Annotated in this window: 15 protein-coding genes; 6 read left to right on the forward strand and 9 right to left on the reverse strand. The window is 40.2% G+C overall.

The genetic code is table 11. The features are described 5' to 3' along the window. Positions 1–5: 5 nt before the first annotated feature. Positions 6–821 carry a 3-deoxy-8-phosphooctulonate synthase gene (gene kdsA, locus AY601_RS06445; protein ID WP_068398138.1) on the forward strand — a complete coding sequence of 272 codons (816 nt, stop codon included), beginning with the start codon at positions 6–8 and terminating at the stop codon, positions 819–821. Positions 822–923: 102 nt separating this feature from the next. Here kdsA and AY601_RS06450 read toward each other — a convergent pair whose 3' ends face one another. After that, positions 924–2825 carry an OmpA family protein gene (locus AY601_RS06450; protein ID WP_068398141.1) on the reverse strand — a complete coding sequence of 634 codons (1902 nt, stop codon included), beginning with the start codon at positions 2823–2825 and terminating at the stop codon, positions 924–926. A gap of 108 nt (positions 2826–2933) precedes the next feature. Beyond that, positions 2934–3557: a 7-carboxy-7-deazaguanine synthase QueE gene (locus AY601_RS06455; protein WP_068398144.1), complete on the reverse strand. Its 624-nt coding sequence runs from the start codon at positions 3555–3557 to the stop codon at positions 2934–2936. A gap of 98 nt (positions 3558–3655) precedes the next feature. Here AY601_RS06455 and AY601_RS06460 point away from each other — a divergent pair, with 98 nt between their 5' ends. Further along, positions 3656–4000, forward strand: a complete 345-nt coding sequence (locus AY601_RS06460) for a Rieske (2Fe-2S) protein (RefSeq protein WP_068398147.1) — start codon at positions 3656–3658, stop codon at positions 3998–4000. Positions 4001–4067: 67 nt separating this feature from the next. Here AY601_RS06460 and AY601_RS06465 read toward each other — a convergent pair whose 3' ends face one another. From AY601_RS06465 to AY601_RS06490, 6 genes are all read right to left on the reverse strand, one after another. After that, entirely contained in the window at positions 4068–4949 is an 882-nt protein-coding gene (locus AY601_RS06465; protein ID WP_068398150.1) for a bifunctional 5,10-methylenetetrahydrofolate dehydrogenase/5,10-methenyltetrahydrofolate cyclohydrolase, read from the reverse strand. Positions 4950–4979: 30 nt separating this feature from the next. Further along, on the reverse strand, positions 4980–6767 hold the full coding sequence (lepA, locus tag AY601_RS06470; RefSeq protein ID WP_068398153.1) for a translation elongation factor 4: 1788 nt from the start codon (positions 6765–6767) through the stop codon (positions 4980–4982). Between the two features lie 30 nt (positions 6768–6797). Continuing rightward, positions 6798–7538, reverse strand: coding sequence for a copper homeostasis protein CutC (locus tag AY601_RS06475; protein ID WP_068398156.1), 741 nt, complete (start codon positions 7536–7538; stop codon positions 6798–6800). 11 nt (positions 7539–7549) lie between these two features. Continuing rightward, positions 7550–8584 carry a N(4)-(beta-N-acetylglucosaminyl)-L-asparaginase gene (locus AY601_RS06480; RefSeq protein ID WP_068398159.1) on the reverse strand — a complete coding sequence of 345 codons (1035 nt, stop codon included), beginning with the start codon at positions 8582–8584 and terminating at the stop codon, positions 7550–7552. Between the two features lie 113 nt (positions 8585–8697). Next, a complete protein-coding gene (locus AY601_RS06485; RefSeq protein ID WP_068398162.1) occupies positions 8698–9504 on the reverse strand; it encodes a nitrilase family protein in 807 nt (268 codons plus the stop codon). Between the two features lie 29 nt (positions 9505–9533). Beyond that, positions 9534–10679, reverse strand: coding sequence for a methionine aminotransferase (locus tag AY601_RS06490; RefSeq protein ID WP_068398164.1), 1146 nt, complete (start codon positions 10677–10679; stop codon positions 9534–9536). A gap of 70 nt (positions 10680–10749) precedes the next feature. Here AY601_RS06490 and AY601_RS06495 point away from each other — a divergent pair, with 70 nt between their 5' ends. From AY601_RS06495 to AY601_RS06510, 4 genes are all read left to right on the forward strand, one after another. Beyond that, complete coding sequence (locus tag AY601_RS06495) at positions 10750–11517, forward strand: queuosine precursor transporter (RefSeq protein WP_068398166.1); 768 nt, start codon at positions 10750–10752, stop codon at positions 11515–11517. Between the two features lie 100 nt (positions 11518–11617). Then, the gene (locus AY601_RS06500; protein WP_068398169.1) at positions 11618–11857 is read left to right on the forward strand and encodes a hypothetical protein; all 240 of its coding nucleotides are present in this window, start codon (positions 11618–11620) and stop codon (positions 11855–11857) included. A gap of 111 nt (positions 11858–11968) precedes the next feature. After that, positions 11969–12283 (forward strand): RNA recognition motif domain-containing protein, encoded by a 315-nt coding sequence (locus AY601_RS06505; protein ID WP_068398171.1) that lies wholly within the window; start codon positions 11969–11971, stop codon positions 12281–12283. 111 nt (positions 12284–12394) lie between these two features. Then, positions 12395–13099 (forward strand): lysoplasmalogenase, encoded by a 705-nt coding sequence (locus tag AY601_RS06510; RefSeq protein ID WP_232324708.1) that lies wholly within the window; start codon positions 12395–12397, stop codon positions 13097–13099. Here the strand turns inward: AY601_RS06510 and pbpC are convergent. After that, positions 13096–15486, reverse strand: coding sequence for a penicillin-binding protein 1C (gene pbpC / locus AY601_RS06515; RefSeq protein WP_068398174.1), 2391 nt, complete (start codon positions 15484–15486; stop codon positions 13096–13098). The two genes, AY601_RS06510 and pbpC, sit on opposite strands and share 4 nt — an antisense overlap.

Consider the following 15486-nt stretch of genomic DNA (forward strand, 5'->3'; position numbering starts at 1 on the left):
ACAGCATGGTCAATTTTGAATTAGATAAATTAAAACATACGACTTCCGGTAATTTCTTTTTGATGGCCGGCCCTTGTGCAATTGAAGGGGAAGAAATCGCAATGAGAATTGCAGAAAGAATTGTAACCCTTACTGATCAGTTAGAAATCCCTTTTATTTTTAAAGGTTCTTACAGAAAAGCAAACCGTTCTAAAGGTGACTCTTTTACTGGTATTGGTGACGAAAAAGCATTAAAGATTTTAGAAAAGGTTGGAAAAACTTTTGGTGTACCAACAGTAACTGATATTCATGAGAGTGCTGAGGCTGCAATGGCCGCTGCATACGTGGATGTGTTACAGATCCCTGCATTTTTATGCAGACAAACGGATTTGCTGATTGCTGCTGCCAAAACTGGAAAAGTTGTTAACGTGAAGAAAGGGCAGTTCCTTTCTGCGGGTTCGATGAGATTTGCAGTTGATAAGGTTTACGAAGCTGGAAATAAACGTGTGATATTGACGGATAGGGGGAATACCTTCGGTTATCAGGACTTAATTGTAGATTACCGTGGTTTACCTGAAATGCAGTCTTTTGGAGTACCTGTAGTGATGGATGTAACGCACTCTTTACAGCAGCCAAATCAAAGTTCTGGTGTAACGGGTGGTAAACCTCAGTTAATTGAGACTATTGCGAAGGCAGCTATAGCTGTTGGAGCTGATGGATTATTCATTGAGACACATCCTGATCCTGCGCATGCAAAATCTGATGGTGCAAATATGCTTCATCTTGATTTATTAGAGCAGTTATTAGTGAAGTTAATTAAGATTAGAAAAGCGGTAGTTTAGTATTGGTGGTGGGTTTTACCCCTATTGGTGCGCTATTAAATAAGCTATGTGCTTCTATTACTGGTATATAAGAATAGGCCGTGTCATTGACACGGCCTATTCTTATATACCAGTAATGATGAATGAAGTTCTGCGGTTTTGCTGACGGCCAGCAGGGGTATCATTTGATGAAATTGGTTTAGTAGCACCGAATCCTTTGAATGTCAACCTTTCAGGCTTTACTTTATTTGCAGTCAAATAGTCATAAACTGCTTTGGAGCGCTGTAAAGATAATTTCTGATTCGCTTCTGCATTACCTTCATTGTCAGTGTGCCCCTGAATTTCAATGCTTACAGATGTGTTAGCCTGCAGCAATTGCAAAAGATTCGTTAACTCTGTAATTGATGGCGGAAGAAGTTCTGCTTTATTGGTATCAAAAAATATATTCTTTAAAACCACATTTGCACCAGGTTTAAGTTTTTCAAGATAAATTTCCAATAGATAAGGCTGACCCGATTTTGCCTGGTTCAATTCGAAATTCTCAGAATAAAACAGGTAACCATCAGCCACCGCATTAAAAGCATAAGTACTGCCCAGCGGCATCACTGCCAGAAATTCGCCATTATCTTTTGAGGTAAAGTCATTGAATTTAGTCTCTTTCGTTTTCAGGTTTACCACTTGTACTTTGGCTTCCAGATATCCACGGGTTTCTTTGTCTCTGACAATGCCTTTAACATAAGTAATGGGTAGCGGTCTTGCGGCGGCTGGTAATTTAAATCTGTAAATATCCATGTCACCTAAACCATCTTTAAGTATAGAAGAGAAGTACCCCTCGGTGCCATCCGGACTTACCATTAATCCACTTTCTTCATTGAAGGTATTAATAGGATAACCGAGGTTCACAGGTTTGCCCCATTTTCCATCTGCTTGTGCACGGCTGTAGAAGATATCCATACTGCCCATGCCCGGCCATCCATTAGAAGAGAAGTATAAAGTTTTTCCATCGGGGTGTATAAATGGGGTATTCTCATCATAAACCGTATTGATATCCGGTCCAAGGTTTTCTGGTTTACTCCATTCGCCTTCACCATTTAAAGTGGTTTTCCAAATGTCATATCCACCTATTCCTCCGGGGCGGTTACTCACAAAATAAAGTGTATTTCCATCCGGAGTTACTGCTGGCTGAGAATCCCAGGAAGAGGAGTTGACTACAGACCCAAGGTTAAAAGGGGCATCCCACTGGTTTCCGTTTTTATGACTTACATACAGATCACAACTTCCAAGTCCATCTGGTCGGTTACAGCCCGTAAAAAACAAGTACATTCCATCTGGTGAAATCGATTGCGCACCTTCATTAAATCTGGTATTAATTTTATCACTGAGCGGGATTGCTGTTTTCCATTCTTTATTTACTTTACGGGAGATATAAAAATCCTCATTCCCCTCAACTGTACGGCTAAAGATAAGTGTTGAGCCATCTGCGGTGAGTGTGGGTAAATATTCTCTGTCTTTGGTATTAATGAAAGGCCCTAAATTTATAGGGACATATTTTTCGGGTGCTTTGATTGCAACGGTTGCAAAATCACAATCCCGGATATATTTTTCCGCTTTTAAAACCATTTCGCGGTCTTTTCCCTGATAAGCCATCTTAAATAAGGAGAAGTGTTTCCCCGCATCAGCATATTGCCCGCTGTTCAATTCTGCTTCACCTAAAGAATAATAAACTCTCGCTGCCAATGGAACGGTTTGAATGTCAATCGCTTTTAAATAATTGACTTTGGCTTTTTCAAAAGATCTTTTCAGTTTGTAAATATCTGCCAATTGAACAAAAGCAAACTGAAAAGAAGGATCTGCTGCTACTGCATCTTCTAAAGATTTAGCAGCGCCGTCATAATCTTTGGTCAATAGTGACTTTTGTGCGTACTCGAAATTCTGTTGTGCTTTTTTTACAGCAGACTCCTGTGCCCGGACAAAACTACTAGTGATAAATAACAGATAAAAAAATGCTATTGTAATCTTCTTCATGTTTTTTCTATTAAATCGGGCATGGAGAGCCGTATAAATTAAAATTACAAATTTATAGGACTCTTTAGCAAGAGAGATGAACTTAATAAAAAAACAGGAATTAACCGCTTAAGGAATATTTAAGTATTTATGTGTTTGCAAGGAAATTTCCCACTTAGGATTGGCCATCACATAATCTATAATCATTGGCGTAATTTCTTTTGATTTAGACCATTCCGGCTGAAGATAAAGTTTGCAGGCAGGAGATACCGTTTCTGCATATTTCTCAGCCCATTCAAAATCACTCTTATTAAAGACAATAACTTTTAATTCATTGGCGAAAGGAGTAATGTCCGGACGCGGTGCTTTGAACTTTTTTGGAGATAAACAGATCCAGTCCCAACTGCCTGACAATGGATAAGCTCCCGAAGTTTCAATAAAAGTAAGGATGTTTTTTTCCTGCAGTTTTTTGGTCAGGTAATCCATGTTATAGATCAATGGCTCGCCACCGGTAATGACAACCGCTTTACCAGGAAATGTATCTGCTTTTTCAGCAATATCATCCGCTGAAGTTAAGGGGTGAAGTTCAGCGTCCCAGCTCTCCTTCACATCACACCAGTGACAACCCACATCGCAACCTCCAAGACGAATAAAATAGGCAGCTTTGCCTGTGTTAAAACCTTCACCCTGAATTGTGTAAAATTCTTCCATTAATGGAAGCAATGTGCCGTCTGCTGGAATATTATGTGCCATATATCAATTGGCAAAGTTAAATAAATATGCATGGAAAATAGGAATATATGTATATTGACCGCATTTAAATGACTAATCTATGAATAAGTACAGCAGTCATGGCTGATTTGCGCTGGTATAAAATTGAGGAAGAAATTCCAGCAGGGGATTTCATTCGTCAAATTAATCTGGCGGGTAAGAAATTGTGTCTGCTCAGGCATCAAAACGAAATTCACCTGGTGCAAAACTCTTGTCCGCATGCGGGTGGGATTCTTAGTGGTGGATGGTGCGAGCATGGGAAATTAATCTGTCCCATCCATCGGTACACTTATGATTTGTCAACCGGAAGAGGGGCAGAGGGGCAAGGGGACTACATAGATTTATATCCTGTAAAAGAAGAACCGGACGGTTTATATGCTGGATTTAAACAAAGCTTATTCAGCCGGTTTTTTGGCAAAAAATAAGTTTAAAAGAAAACGGCCTGTATTTCTACAAGCCGTTTTTATCAATAATAATGCTATTATCCCTCGCTTAAGAATAGATTTCTTTTTTAGCTGAGGCCAATGTGTTTTTCAATAACCCAACAATAGTCATCAAACCAACTCCACCCGGAACAGGTGTAATCCATGAAGCTAAAGGAGCTACGTTCTCAAAATCAACATCGCCATATAATTTATAGCCAGATTTGGTAGTCTCAGAAGTCTCTCTGTTAATACCAACATCAATAATGATTGCACCAGTTTTAACCATATCAGCAGTTACAAAGTTCTTTTTACCGATAGCAGCAATAATAATATCTGCCTGTAAAGCAATTTCTTTCAGATTGGTAGTCTTACTGTGTGTAAGCGTAACCGTACAATTTCCAGGATTTGCATTTCGCGCCATTAAAATACTCATTGGGCTACCTACAATATTGCTTCGTCCTACAACAACACAATGTTTTCCTGCGGTATCAATTCCATAAGCTTTCAGCAGCAATAAAATTCCATAAGGAGTAGCCGGAATAAAACAAGGCAGATTACGCATCATACGCCCTAAGTTTACCGGGTGAAATCCGTCTACATCTTTACGATGGTCTATAGCTTCAGTAACTTTCTCCGGATCAATGTGTTTTGGGAGAGGAAGCTGAACAATCAGTCCATCTACACCTGCATCACTATTGATCTCATGGATTTTTTGAAGTAATTCTTCTTCAGTTACGTCTGTATCATATCTGATCAGCGAAGATTGAAAGCCTACTTTTTCGCAATTTTTCATCTTGCTGGCCACGTAAGTCTCACTTCCACCGTCATTACCAACCAATATGGCTAATAAATGAGGTTTACGCCCACTTTGTGCTAAAAATTCTGCCGCTTCTGCTGCTATTTCTAATTTAATCTTTTCTGATGCGAATTTTCCGTCCAGTAACTGCATGTCAAGCGTTATGTTTTGTGTGTTAAACGATTAATCTAATTTAAGTACCGCCATAAATGCAGTTTGTGGAATTTCCACGTTACCTACCTGACGCATACGTTTTTTACCTTTTTTCTGTTTCTCCAACAGTTTACGCTTACGTGAAATATCACCACCGTAACATTTAGCGGTTACATCCTTACGTAAAGCTTTTACAGTTTCTCTGGCGATAATTTTAGCCCCAATAGAAGCCTGGATAATAATCTCGAACTGCTGACGCGGAATTAATTCTCTCAGTTTCTCACAGATCCTTTTTCCGAAATCGTAAGAATTACTGCGGTGGATTAACGAGGATAAAGCATCAACTGGTTCTGCATTTAACAGGATATCCAATCTAACCAGATCAGACTTGCGGTAACCAATCTGATGATAATCAAAAGAAGCATATCCCTTAGAGATAGTTTTCAAACGATCATAAAAATCAAATACAATTTCTCCCATAGGAATCTCAAAAACAAGTTCCACACGGTCAGAAGTCAGATAAGATTGATTCACGATAATTCCTCTTTTCTGAATACAAAGAGACATTACCGGGCCAACAAACTCAGATTTGGTAATGATGTTTGCTTTGATATAAGGTTCTTCTACATACTCCATTTTACTTGGATCAGGAAGATCTGATGGATTATTTACAATAATCAGCTCACCTTTGGTCGTCATCGCCTGATAAGATACATTGGGAACAGTAGTAATTACTGTCATGTCAAATTCACGCTCTAAACGCTCCTGGATAATCTCCATGTGTAACATGCCAAGGAATCCGCAACGGAAACCAAAGCCTAATGCTGCTGAAGATTCAGGCTCAAAGACAATTGAAGCATCATTCAGCTGCAATTTGTGCATGGCTTCTCTTAAGTCTTCAAACTCATCCGTGTCTACCGGATAAATACCGGCAAATACCATGGGCTTAACCTCTTCAAAACCTTTGATCGGCTCAGAACTTGGTCTGTCTTTATGTGTAATCGTATCGCCTACTTTTACCTCTCTGGCTTCTTTAATACCAGAAATAATATAACCTACATCACCAGTTTTGATGACATCTTTAGGAGATTGTTTTAATTTTAAAGTACCTACTTCCTCTGCAATATATTCCTTGCCGGTAGCTACAAATTTCACTTTGTCTTTTTTACGGATTTCTCCGTTTAATACTTTGAAATAAGCAACAATACCACGGAACGAATCAAAAACAGAGTCGAAGATCAGTGCCTGTAATTCACCTTCAGGATTTCCTTTAGGTGCAGGTACACGCTCAACGATAGCACGAAGTATATCGTGAACACCCTGACCAGTTTTACCTGAAGCCGGGATGATTTCTTCTCTCTTACAGCCAATCAGTTCAATAATCTGATCTTTGACCTCTTCTGGCATAGCACCAGGCAAGTCCATTTTATTTAAAATAGGGATGATTTCTAAATCATGCTCCAGTGCTAAATAAAGGTTGGAAATAGTTTGGGCCTGTATACCTTGTGAAGCATCTACGATCAATAAAGCACCTTCGCAGGCTGCAATTGAACGGGAAACTTCATAAGAAAAATCTACGTGTCCGGGAGTGTCAATTAAATTTAATATATAAGGTTGTCCATCCTGAACATAGTCCATTTGGATAGCATGGCTTTTAATGGTAATACCGCGTTCGCGCTCCAAATCCATATCATCCAATAACTGAGCCTGAGACTCTCTCTGGGTAATGGTATTTGTGTATTCAAGTAAACGGTCGGCCAAGGTACTCTTACCGTGGTCAATGTGTGCAATTATGCAAAAATTACGTATGTGCTTCATCAGTGCCGCAAATATAGAATATTAGCTTGATTATTCCGCACTGTTTGCCAGTTCCAGTAATTTTTTGACCAGTTCTGCGTCTGTAAACGAAGTACTATATTCATCTGCTTCATTTCCCATGCTTAATTCCCTGTTCCTGAACAGCATTTTACTCACGTGGTTTTTTCGGGCTGAAGCATGAAAAACTTTTGCGCTGGTTTTAAAAATCAATTCTTTGATATTTGAACTGCTGACACCAGCGCCGGGCATGATCGTAATCCGGTCAGCAGCCTGTTTAATGAGCGCAGTTAATTGCGCAGCACCCGCTATTGCAGTCGCTTTACCTCCTGAAGTCAGCACACGGACCACGCCAAGGGAAATCAAATCTTCCAGCGCTTCTTGCATATCAGTAACCATATCAAATGCCCGGTGGAAAGCAACCTGCATCGGCTTTGCCAGTTCGATCAGCTCAGCACAACGTTCTTTATCTATTTTGCCTGCTGCAGTCAGGATACCCGTTACGATGCCTTCACATTGCAACTCCTTACAGATTTTGATATCCTCTTTCATGAGTTCAAATTCCAGTGCCGAATACAGAAAGTCCCCGCCACGTGGCCTGATGATTGGAAAAACTTCTATTGCAAGCAATTGTTTGGCCAGCTTAATTTCCGCATAACTTGGCGTAGTACCACCCTCAGTCAGGCTGGCACATAACTCTACCCGTTTTGCCCCTCCAATTTGCGCCTCCAGTGCAGAACTTACCGAGTTGGCGCAAACTTCCATTTCAATCATAGCTGTCAATTTTAATAATAACTTTTTCCAGGAATTAACAGGTCTTTGTTTTCAGCATTACAAACCGCAAAACTGAATCCTTTTTGAATCGCATAGGCGCCGTATTGTCCTTTTTTATTCAAGGCTAAAAAGCCGACCTGGATTTCTTTAGCTTTTGCTGGTTTCTTTTTAATAATCCGCATCACCGCTTCTTTACAAGCTTCTTCTGGCGGATAGCCCTGACGCATCAATTCAACGACAAGGAAACTGCCCACGTTACGGATCACTTCTTCTCCGACACCAGTCGAAGTAGCTCCGCCAACTTCATTATCGACATATAAGCCCGCACCAATAATAGGGCTATCACCTACACGGCCATGTAATTTAAAGGCCATTCCACTAGTGGTACATGCGCCTGATAAATTGCCATTGGCATCAAGGGCAAGCATTCCTATGGTATCATGGTTATATTGGTTTCCTGGTAACCTGGTTGGTGATGCTTTATCGTATAGTTTGTTTTCAATGTTCATGATCGGCTCATACTTTGCAGTTTTAAGCCATTCTTTCCACGCTTTTTCACTTTCTGGTGTCAATAGGTTTATTTTTTTGAAACCATTTTCTAATGCAAATTGCAAAGCACCATCGCCAGCAAGCATCACATGCGGTGTTTTTTCCATCACCTGCCTGGCTACAGAGATAGGATGCATGATATGTTCCAGGGCAGCTACAGAACCGCAGTTACCCAACTCGTCCATAATACAGGCATCTAAAGTTACTTTTCCATCTCTGTCTGGTAAGCCACCATATCCTACACTTTGGTTTTTAGGGTCTGCTTCGGGAACTTGCACGCCTTTTTCTACAGCATCAAGTGCGCGGCCGCCAGTTGACAATACATCCCATGCTGCATGGTTAGCGGCAATCCCAAAATCCCAGGTGGAAATCACAATTGGTTTTCCTGCTGCAGCCACAGCGGAGGGGGGAAGAATGTTAGCCATCCCACTTTTATCAATAGCCAGGAGAGAGGCTGATAATGCGGAACATTTGATAAATTTTCTACGGTCAAACATAAAAACGGTTTAGGTGATTGAGTTACAAGATTACATTAAAAATATTATTTGTAAAAGGTCTGTAAACAGAAAAATCCGGCCCAGGCCGGATTTAAATAAGAAATTATAAGTTATTAATTGATCAGTTTAAATTGATCCGCATCCTTCAGGAAAGGGAAGTCTCTGCGTATTTTAATCAGATCGTCATAATTGATACTAAAAGTATAAAGATCTTCATCTTCCGGTTTATAATAGATCGTATTTCCAAAAGCATCAATGCACATGGAATGACCGCTATGGTAAACTTCTTTACCATCATGGCCTACCCGGTTAACAGCTACCACATAACTCTGGTTTTCTATTGCTCTTGCCGGGATCAGTGTTTTCCAGTGCGGAATACGTTTATCCGGCCAGCTTGCCACAATCAGCAAGACATCATACGAAGGGTCATTATTTCTTAACCAGACAGGGAATCTAAGGTCGTAACATACTGCAAGCCTAATCTTCCAGCCTTTTAATTCCACAACAATTTTATCTTTCCCTGAAGTATATGTTTTGTCTTCTTCACCCATACCAAACAGGTGTCTTTTATCGTAATGCTGATATTCGCCGGTTGGCAACATCCAGATCATCCTGTTGTAATAGTTGTTGTTTTCTTTGATAATGAGACTTCCTGTCACTACGCAATCGTATTTGGTTGCAGCAGCCGCCATCCAGGTCATTGTTTTGCCATCCATTTCTTCGGCAAGCGCTTTAGCATTCATGCTAAAGCCTGTATTGAACATTTCTGGTAATACAATAAGATCTGTTTTTTCCTTTACGCCTGAAGACAAACGCAGGGATATATTCTGCAGGTTTTTATCTATATTTTCCCAAAATAAATAAGCTTGAAAAATGGTGATTTTTAGATTATTTATTTTAAGATAGTTTGGGTTCTCCATATCTTGATCAAGTAATAGGCAGGTGAAAATTATAGTTTCATTAATCTTTCAACGGATTTTTCAAGTGTATCTTGCCTTTTAGCGAAACAAAAGCGCAGTACCTGGTGATCCGTGTTCCTGATATAAAATGCGGAAACGGGGATGGATGCCACACCAAAATCTGTAATTAACCTTTTTGCTAAAACAGTATCTTCCTCGTCACTAAAATGACCATAGCTCACGCATTGAAAGTAGGAACCTTTACAAGGTAGTAATTTAAACTTGGTTTGCTCCAGCAATGAACGGAAAAAATCACGCTTTTCCTGGAAAAAATCAGCTAATCCAAGGTAAACAGCCGGATCTTTTAAATAATTGGCAATTCCAACTTGCATCGGTGTGTTCACACTGAATACATTGAACTGATGTATTTTCCTGAATTCTTTCATTAATTGTTCAGGCGCAATACAATAGCCAGCTTTCCAGCCTGTTGTATGTAATAACTTGCCAAATGAGGCTGCAATAAAAGTCCGGTCACGCAACTCTGGGTAAGAAGCCAGAGAGTTGTGTTTTACGCCGTCATAAACCAGGTGCTCATAGACTTCATCGCTCATTATCAATACATCAGTACCTTTTGTCAGCTTAATCAGCGCGTTAATATCTTTAGCTGAGAGCACCGTTCCAGTTGGATTATGCGGGCTATTCAGAATAATCATTTTTGTGCTGGCAGTAAATAGTTTTTTAACCATTTCCCAATCAATTGTATAATCGGGAGGTGCCATTTCATAAGATTTGACCAGGCCACCCAACATCTTTATAGTAGGAGCATAGCAGTCATAAGCAGGTTCAAAAATAATAACCTCATCACCGGCCTGAATACAAGCAGTTAGTGCGGTGAAGATTGCTTGTGTGCCTCCAGCGGTAATCGTTACTTCAGAATCAGGGTGGTAGTTTGAGCCATACTGAAGGTTTACTTTGTCTGCAACCAGTTCTCTTAAAGATTGAATACCAGCCATTGGTGCATATTGATTGTGCCCGTTTTTCATGGCATCAGCAACAAATTCAATTAATTTAGGGTCGCAATCGTAATCAGGGAATCCCTGAGAAAGGTTAATGGCGTTGTGTTCAGCCGCTAACTGGGACATTACTGAAAAAATACTGTTGGATGTTCCCGGAAGTTTCGAGTATGTAGCTATCATGTGTTGGCAAAATTATAAAATAAATTAAGAGGCCGTTTAAAATTCATCTATATTTATAATTTTAGCAGGTATGACTTTTAAAACAAAAGAGAGCAGATTATTACTCGTATTAGGTAGTTTTTTTGTAGCTAACACTATTCTGTCAGAGTTTATTGGCGTTAAAATATTTAGTGTGGAAGCCACGCTTGGGATCAAACATTTTAATATCAATTTATTAGGTGTCCCGAATTTATCATTTCATATGTCCGCTGGTGTGCTCACCTGGCCATTGATATTTATCATGACCGATATTATCAATGAATATTTCGGAATGAAGCAGGTGCGGTTTCTTTCAATATTGACTGCGGTGCTTATCGGTTATGCTTTTTTTATTGTCTGGGGCGCGATGAACCTGAGCTCTTCAGATTTCTGGGTAAATCAGCAAATTAATGGGCAGCAGGTAAATATGGATAATGCCTTTGCAGGTATATTTGGCCAGGGGATGTGGATTATTGTCGGGTCTATTGTTGCTTTTCTGGTCGGTCAGTTTGCAGATGTGCTCATCTTTCATAAGATTAAGAAAATAACAGGAGAGCGTGCTTTATGGCTCAGGTCTACTGGTTCTACACTGGTTTCTCAATTGATAGATAGTTTTGTAGTTATATTTATTGCTTTTTATCTGAATCCTCAATATCACTGGAGCTGGCAAATGGTAGCGGCAATAGGATTAGTAAATTATACTTATAAGTTTTTGGTAGCCATACTGATGACACCCATACTTTACCTGGTTCATCATGTGATTGATAATTACCTGGGGAAAGACCTGGCACATAAACTAATCAAAATGGCCGGACGATAGGATTGGGGGAGCTGTTGTTTAAGTTTTTAAAACATTGCAGCTAAATTTGTTGTTGTTTAGGTGATATCAGGTATTGTGAATGATAGCTTAATGATAACAGATGAGAACGGTAACTTTTTCTTTCGATCATCCTGTGGCCGTAAAAGTGTTTTTCAATTGCATTTCGGACCCTCAGCTTAAACAAGACATTAAATTTTTGCGCAGTGATGAGTGGGGATTGCTGCATATCCCTATTGATGATATTCCGGAAGGCACTTGGAAGCTGATGCTGGAATGGAATTATGAAGGCAGGGATTTTTGCATGGAAAGAACAATTGAATCGACCGGCGCTGTTTTATAGCCGATGTTTACGGACTTTAAACAATTAAATAATTATTTTATCGATTACTTACAATCTGATTGCAAATAAAAGGTATGGTTTTTGTACCTTTGAGGAAATTTTTAGACATTAATGAAGATATTTATTACAGGCCTTCCGTTAGAAGTAGGGGAAGATGAATTAACAGCCGTATTTGGTGATTTCGGTCAGGTAAAATCACTTAGAATTATCAAAGATCGTGAAACTGGTCAGAGTCGTGGTTTTGGTTTCGTAGAGATGCCAGTAGACGAAGAGGCTAAAGAAGCGATCAAGAGAATGAACGGTGGCGATTACAATGGTAACCGTATCAAAGTTGCTGAAGCACAAGAAAAACCTAATACTGGCGGTGCTGGTGGTGGTGGCGGTGGTTTCAAACGCAACAACAACAACAGAGAAAGAAGCTATTAATTAGCTTTTTTCTATTGGATCGATTTTTTCTATCATCACATAGAGAACCAGGGTTGAGTACAATCATTCCTGGTTCTTATTTCGGGTGGTTCTTACAATTATCCTGAACAGATGTGGTTGATAAAAAAACACCTGCTATTTAACCTGGCTTATGCACTGCTATTTATATTAGTGCTGGCTTCCGGATACAAGCAATATACGCTTTTGAACTACGGTCTGATACCCTGTGTAACGCTGGTATTAATCGTGTTTTTCTGCTTGACTACCAAGCTGAGCGGCCGTTTCCATCAAAGGTTATTTACAGGTTTGGTTTTCGCCCTTACCGGCAGTACTTTGTTTCTGCTGAGGGGCTATGATCCTTCCTGGTTTTCTTATGGGCTCATCGCCTTTCTGACTTGCCATCTGTTTTATATTGGTGCTTTTTACCTTGACTTCCGCTCTGCACAAGAGCTGGATAAAAAAGGGGCAAGGATTGCCATATTTAGCAGTGCAATCACTTTTACTGCTTTCTATTTCTATCTCAGACCTCATCTGGGTACCTTAAGGTTGCCTGTATTAGCCTGTATTTTTATTGTTGCTTTACTCATTATGATGGCAGCTTTTAGAAATCAGCGTGTCAATCCCCTTAGCTTTAAGCTAATTCTTACAGGCGTCCTGTTTTTTATAGGGTCCGATGCACTTTTAGCCCATACTTACTTTATCAGTCCTTTTGAGTTTTCTGATTTGCTGATCAGCATTATTTATATGATTGCCCAATACCTGATCGTAATAGGTGGAGCAGAGCGGAAATTGATCAGGCCTTTAACAGCTGATTAGTGTTTTTCCCGGTCCAGAATCGTAAACTGCTGGACAAACCTTTCTCCTTGATTGTCAACTAGTGTTAAGGTATGTTTCCCCGGTGCCGGACTCAGACTGAGCTGATGTGTGTGTGCGGTTGTCGCTACATATTCGTCATCTATATGCCAGTAGATCTGTGCGTCAGCATTTTTATGAGTCGCTGTGAAAACAACTTTCCCTCTTTTTCCATCAAATTCCAGTGGAATATAAATAGCTGCATTGTTCTTCGGATAAATCATATCCATCACATAATTATTGCCAGTATCCCCGCATCCATTCCTAAATGGTGGGAGAGGTTTATAATCACTATGCTTAATCTTATAATAATATTCCATTGCCGGAGGTAAAATAAACCAGGGTTGGTGGACCATATTTGCAGGACTTATACATTGATCTGTTACCCTGAAAGTTTTGCTCTGGTCCAAATGTATAACCTTGTGGTAAGGACAAACTACAGTTTTCTCTCCTGCAAAAGGAACCAGTTCAGTGACACGATCAGGACAGTATTCGCTAGCTTTAAAACCACTTTGCCGGCATATACTCAGCTGTTTTAACTTGTTTTTCGGAGTTTCAAACCATTTACCTTTAGGGAGTTGCCTGAAAATATCAAATAACACTGGTGCTGCGACATCAATTCCTGTTAATCCGGGCCTGCCTTCACCATCCGCATTTCCTACCCACACACAAACTACATAGTCTGGCGTAAGGCCAATTGCCCAGGCATCTCTGAAACCAAAACTTGTCCCGGTCTTCCAGGCTAAACGTTGTGCAGAGGAAAATTGCTCCCATAATCCTTCATCACCGGGACGCATCAGTTCCTCCATCGCATTAAATGTATTCCAGATAGATCCATTGTCCAGCAAGGAATTACGCTGAAGTTCATTCTCTTCTAATTTTTCTATGTTTTTTTGCTGTACATAACCCGGAGCATCATAATCATGCGGATTATAATATCCTTTATATTCGTTATAATGGTTAAGTGACCTGGCCATTCCCATATAAGTTTTGGCGAGATCCCACATGGTCACTTCACTGCCCCCAAGGATGAGCGATAAGCCATAATGATCTGCTGGCTGATTGAGTGTTGAAAAACCTAATTTCTTTAATTGATCATAAAAGCGTGGATATTTATAAGTCTGTAATAAACGGACTGCTGGAATGTTTAAGGAACGGCTCAATGCACGGTCTGCAGCGATCGCTCCATCATAACCCAGATCATAATTTTGTGGTGAGTAATTGCCAATCTGAGTAGGAATATCAGGGATCAGGGTTTTTGGAAGTATCAACCCATCATTTAACATGCTGGCATATAACAGTGGTTTTAAGGTACTGCCTGGACTGCGCGGTGCTTTGATCATGTCTACATGACTTTCCAATGCTGCATTTTCTGGCTGATAAATGTTCCCTGCATAAGCCATCACTGTACCGTTTTTCACATTCAATACCAGCGCAGCAATGTTATCAATATCATTTGCACGGTACCGGTTGTTATATCTTTTTAATAAGGAATTGATCTTTAATTGCAGTGCTTCGTCTAAAGTCGACCTGATCCTTGTAGTGGGAATTTTTAAACTGGCTCTTTCTGTTTTAAATCTGTTCAGTAAATGTGGCGCATTTTGGGGTAATGGCCTCGGTTTTCCGGGTACGGGCTCGAGCTTTGACAGGTTGGCAGTAGCCTGGTCAATGATTTTTAATTTAGCAAGCTGGTCAAGCAGGTTATTTCTTTTGGTAATTAAACGGGTAATATTCCGGCCCGGATGTACCAGCCCCGGACTATTCGGTAAAACTGCCAGGGTTGCCATTTCTCCCCAGGAAAGTGATTGCGGACTTCTGCCAAAGTACCGCCATGCAGCTGCTTCCAATCCAACTACATTACTTCCAAATGGAGCATTAGCGGCATATAAACGTAGTATTTCTTGTTTTGAACTCCTGACTTCCAGACGGATCGCCAAAAGGATTTCTAAAAGTTTTTGAGCTACAGTACGGTCTTGCCTGCGGCTGAGCCGGATCGTTTGCATAGTCAAAGTACTGCCACCACTGACAATTCCTTTGGCGCGATAGTTTTGTCTCATCGCCCTGGCCATCGCTAAAATATCTACCCCGGGGTGTTTGTAAAACCGTTTGTCCTCAAAAGCGATAATACATTTTGCAAATTTGCCGGGAATAGAGTCAGCAGCAGGAAAGCGCCATTGCCCGTCTGAGGCAATAGCGGCATTCAATAGCGCTCCATTTGAAGCTTCTACTACATACGAAGTAGGAGAGACAAATAGTCTGGAAGGCAGACAGAGTAAAAACCAGCACCATAACAGGAATACGATACCATCACCAATCAGCAGTTTTGACACTTGCTTTATTTTTACGCTCAT

The organism is Pedobacter cryoconitis (assembly GCF_001590605.1).
GTDB lineage: Bacteria > Bacteroidota > Bacteroidia > Sphingobacteriales > Sphingobacteriaceae > Pedobacter > Pedobacter cryoconitis_A.

What these genes read in the sequence shown, in the direction of transcription:
- lepA (WP_068398153.1), bottom strand. Translation starts at nt 6,767, where the DNA reads ATGAAGCACATACGTAATTTTTGCATAATTGCACACATTGACCACGGT.
- AY601_RS06485 (WP_068398162.1), bottom strand. Translation starts at nt 9,504, where the DNA reads ATGGAGAACCCAAACTATCTTAAAATAAATAATCTAAAAATCACCATT.
- AY601_RS06505 (WP_068398171.1), top strand. Translation starts at nt 11,969, where the DNA reads ATGAAGATATTTATTACAGGCCTTCCGTTAGAAGTAGGGGAAGATGAA.
- AY601_RS06465 (WP_068398150.1), bottom strand. Translation starts at nt 4,949, where the DNA reads ATGCAGTTACTGGACGGAAAATTCGCATCAGAAAAGATTAAATTAGAA.
- AY601_RS06500 (WP_068398169.1), top strand. Translation starts at nt 11,618, where the DNA reads ATGAGAACGGTAACTTTTTCTTTCGATCATCCTGTGGCCGTAAAAGTG.
- AY601_RS06510 (WP_232324708.1), top strand. Translation starts at nt 12,395, where the DNA reads ATGTGGTTGATAAAAAAACACCTGCTATTTAACCTGGCTTATGCACTG.
- pbpC (WP_068398174.1), bottom strand. Translation starts at nt 15,486, where the DNA reads ATGAGCGTAAAAATAAAGCAAGTGTCAAAACTGCTGATTGGTGATGGT.
- AY601_RS06460 (WP_068398147.1), top strand. Translation starts at nt 3,656, where the DNA reads ATGGCTGATTTGCGCTGGTATAAAATTGAGGAAGAAATTCCAGCAGGG.
- AY601_RS06475 (WP_068398156.1), bottom strand. Translation starts at nt 7,538, where the DNA reads ATGATTGAAATGGAAGTTTGCGCCAACTCGGTAAGTTCTGCACTGGAG.
- kdsA (WP_068398138.1), top strand. Translation starts at nt 6, where the DNA reads ATGGTCAATTTTGAATTAGATAAATTAAAACATACGACTTCCGGTAAT.
- AY601_RS06480 (WP_068398159.1), bottom strand. Translation starts at nt 8,584, where the DNA reads ATGTTTGACCGTAGAAAATTTATCAAATGTTCCGCATTATCAGCCTCT.
- AY601_RS06450 (WP_068398141.1), bottom strand. Translation starts at nt 2,825, where the DNA reads ATGAAGAAGATTACAATAGCATTTTTTTATCTGTTATTTATCACTAGT.
- AY601_RS06490 (WP_068398164.1), bottom strand. Translation starts at nt 10,679, where the DNA reads ATGATAGCTACATACTCGAAACTTCCGGGAACATCCAACAGTATTTTT.
- AY601_RS06495 (WP_068398166.1), top strand. Translation starts at nt 10,750, where the DNA reads ATGACTTTTAAAACAAAAGAGAGCAGATTATTACTCGTATTAGGTAGT.
- AY601_RS06455 (WP_068398144.1), bottom strand. Translation starts at nt 3,557, where the DNA reads ATGGCACATAATATTCCAGCAGACGGCACATTGCTTCCATTAATGGAA.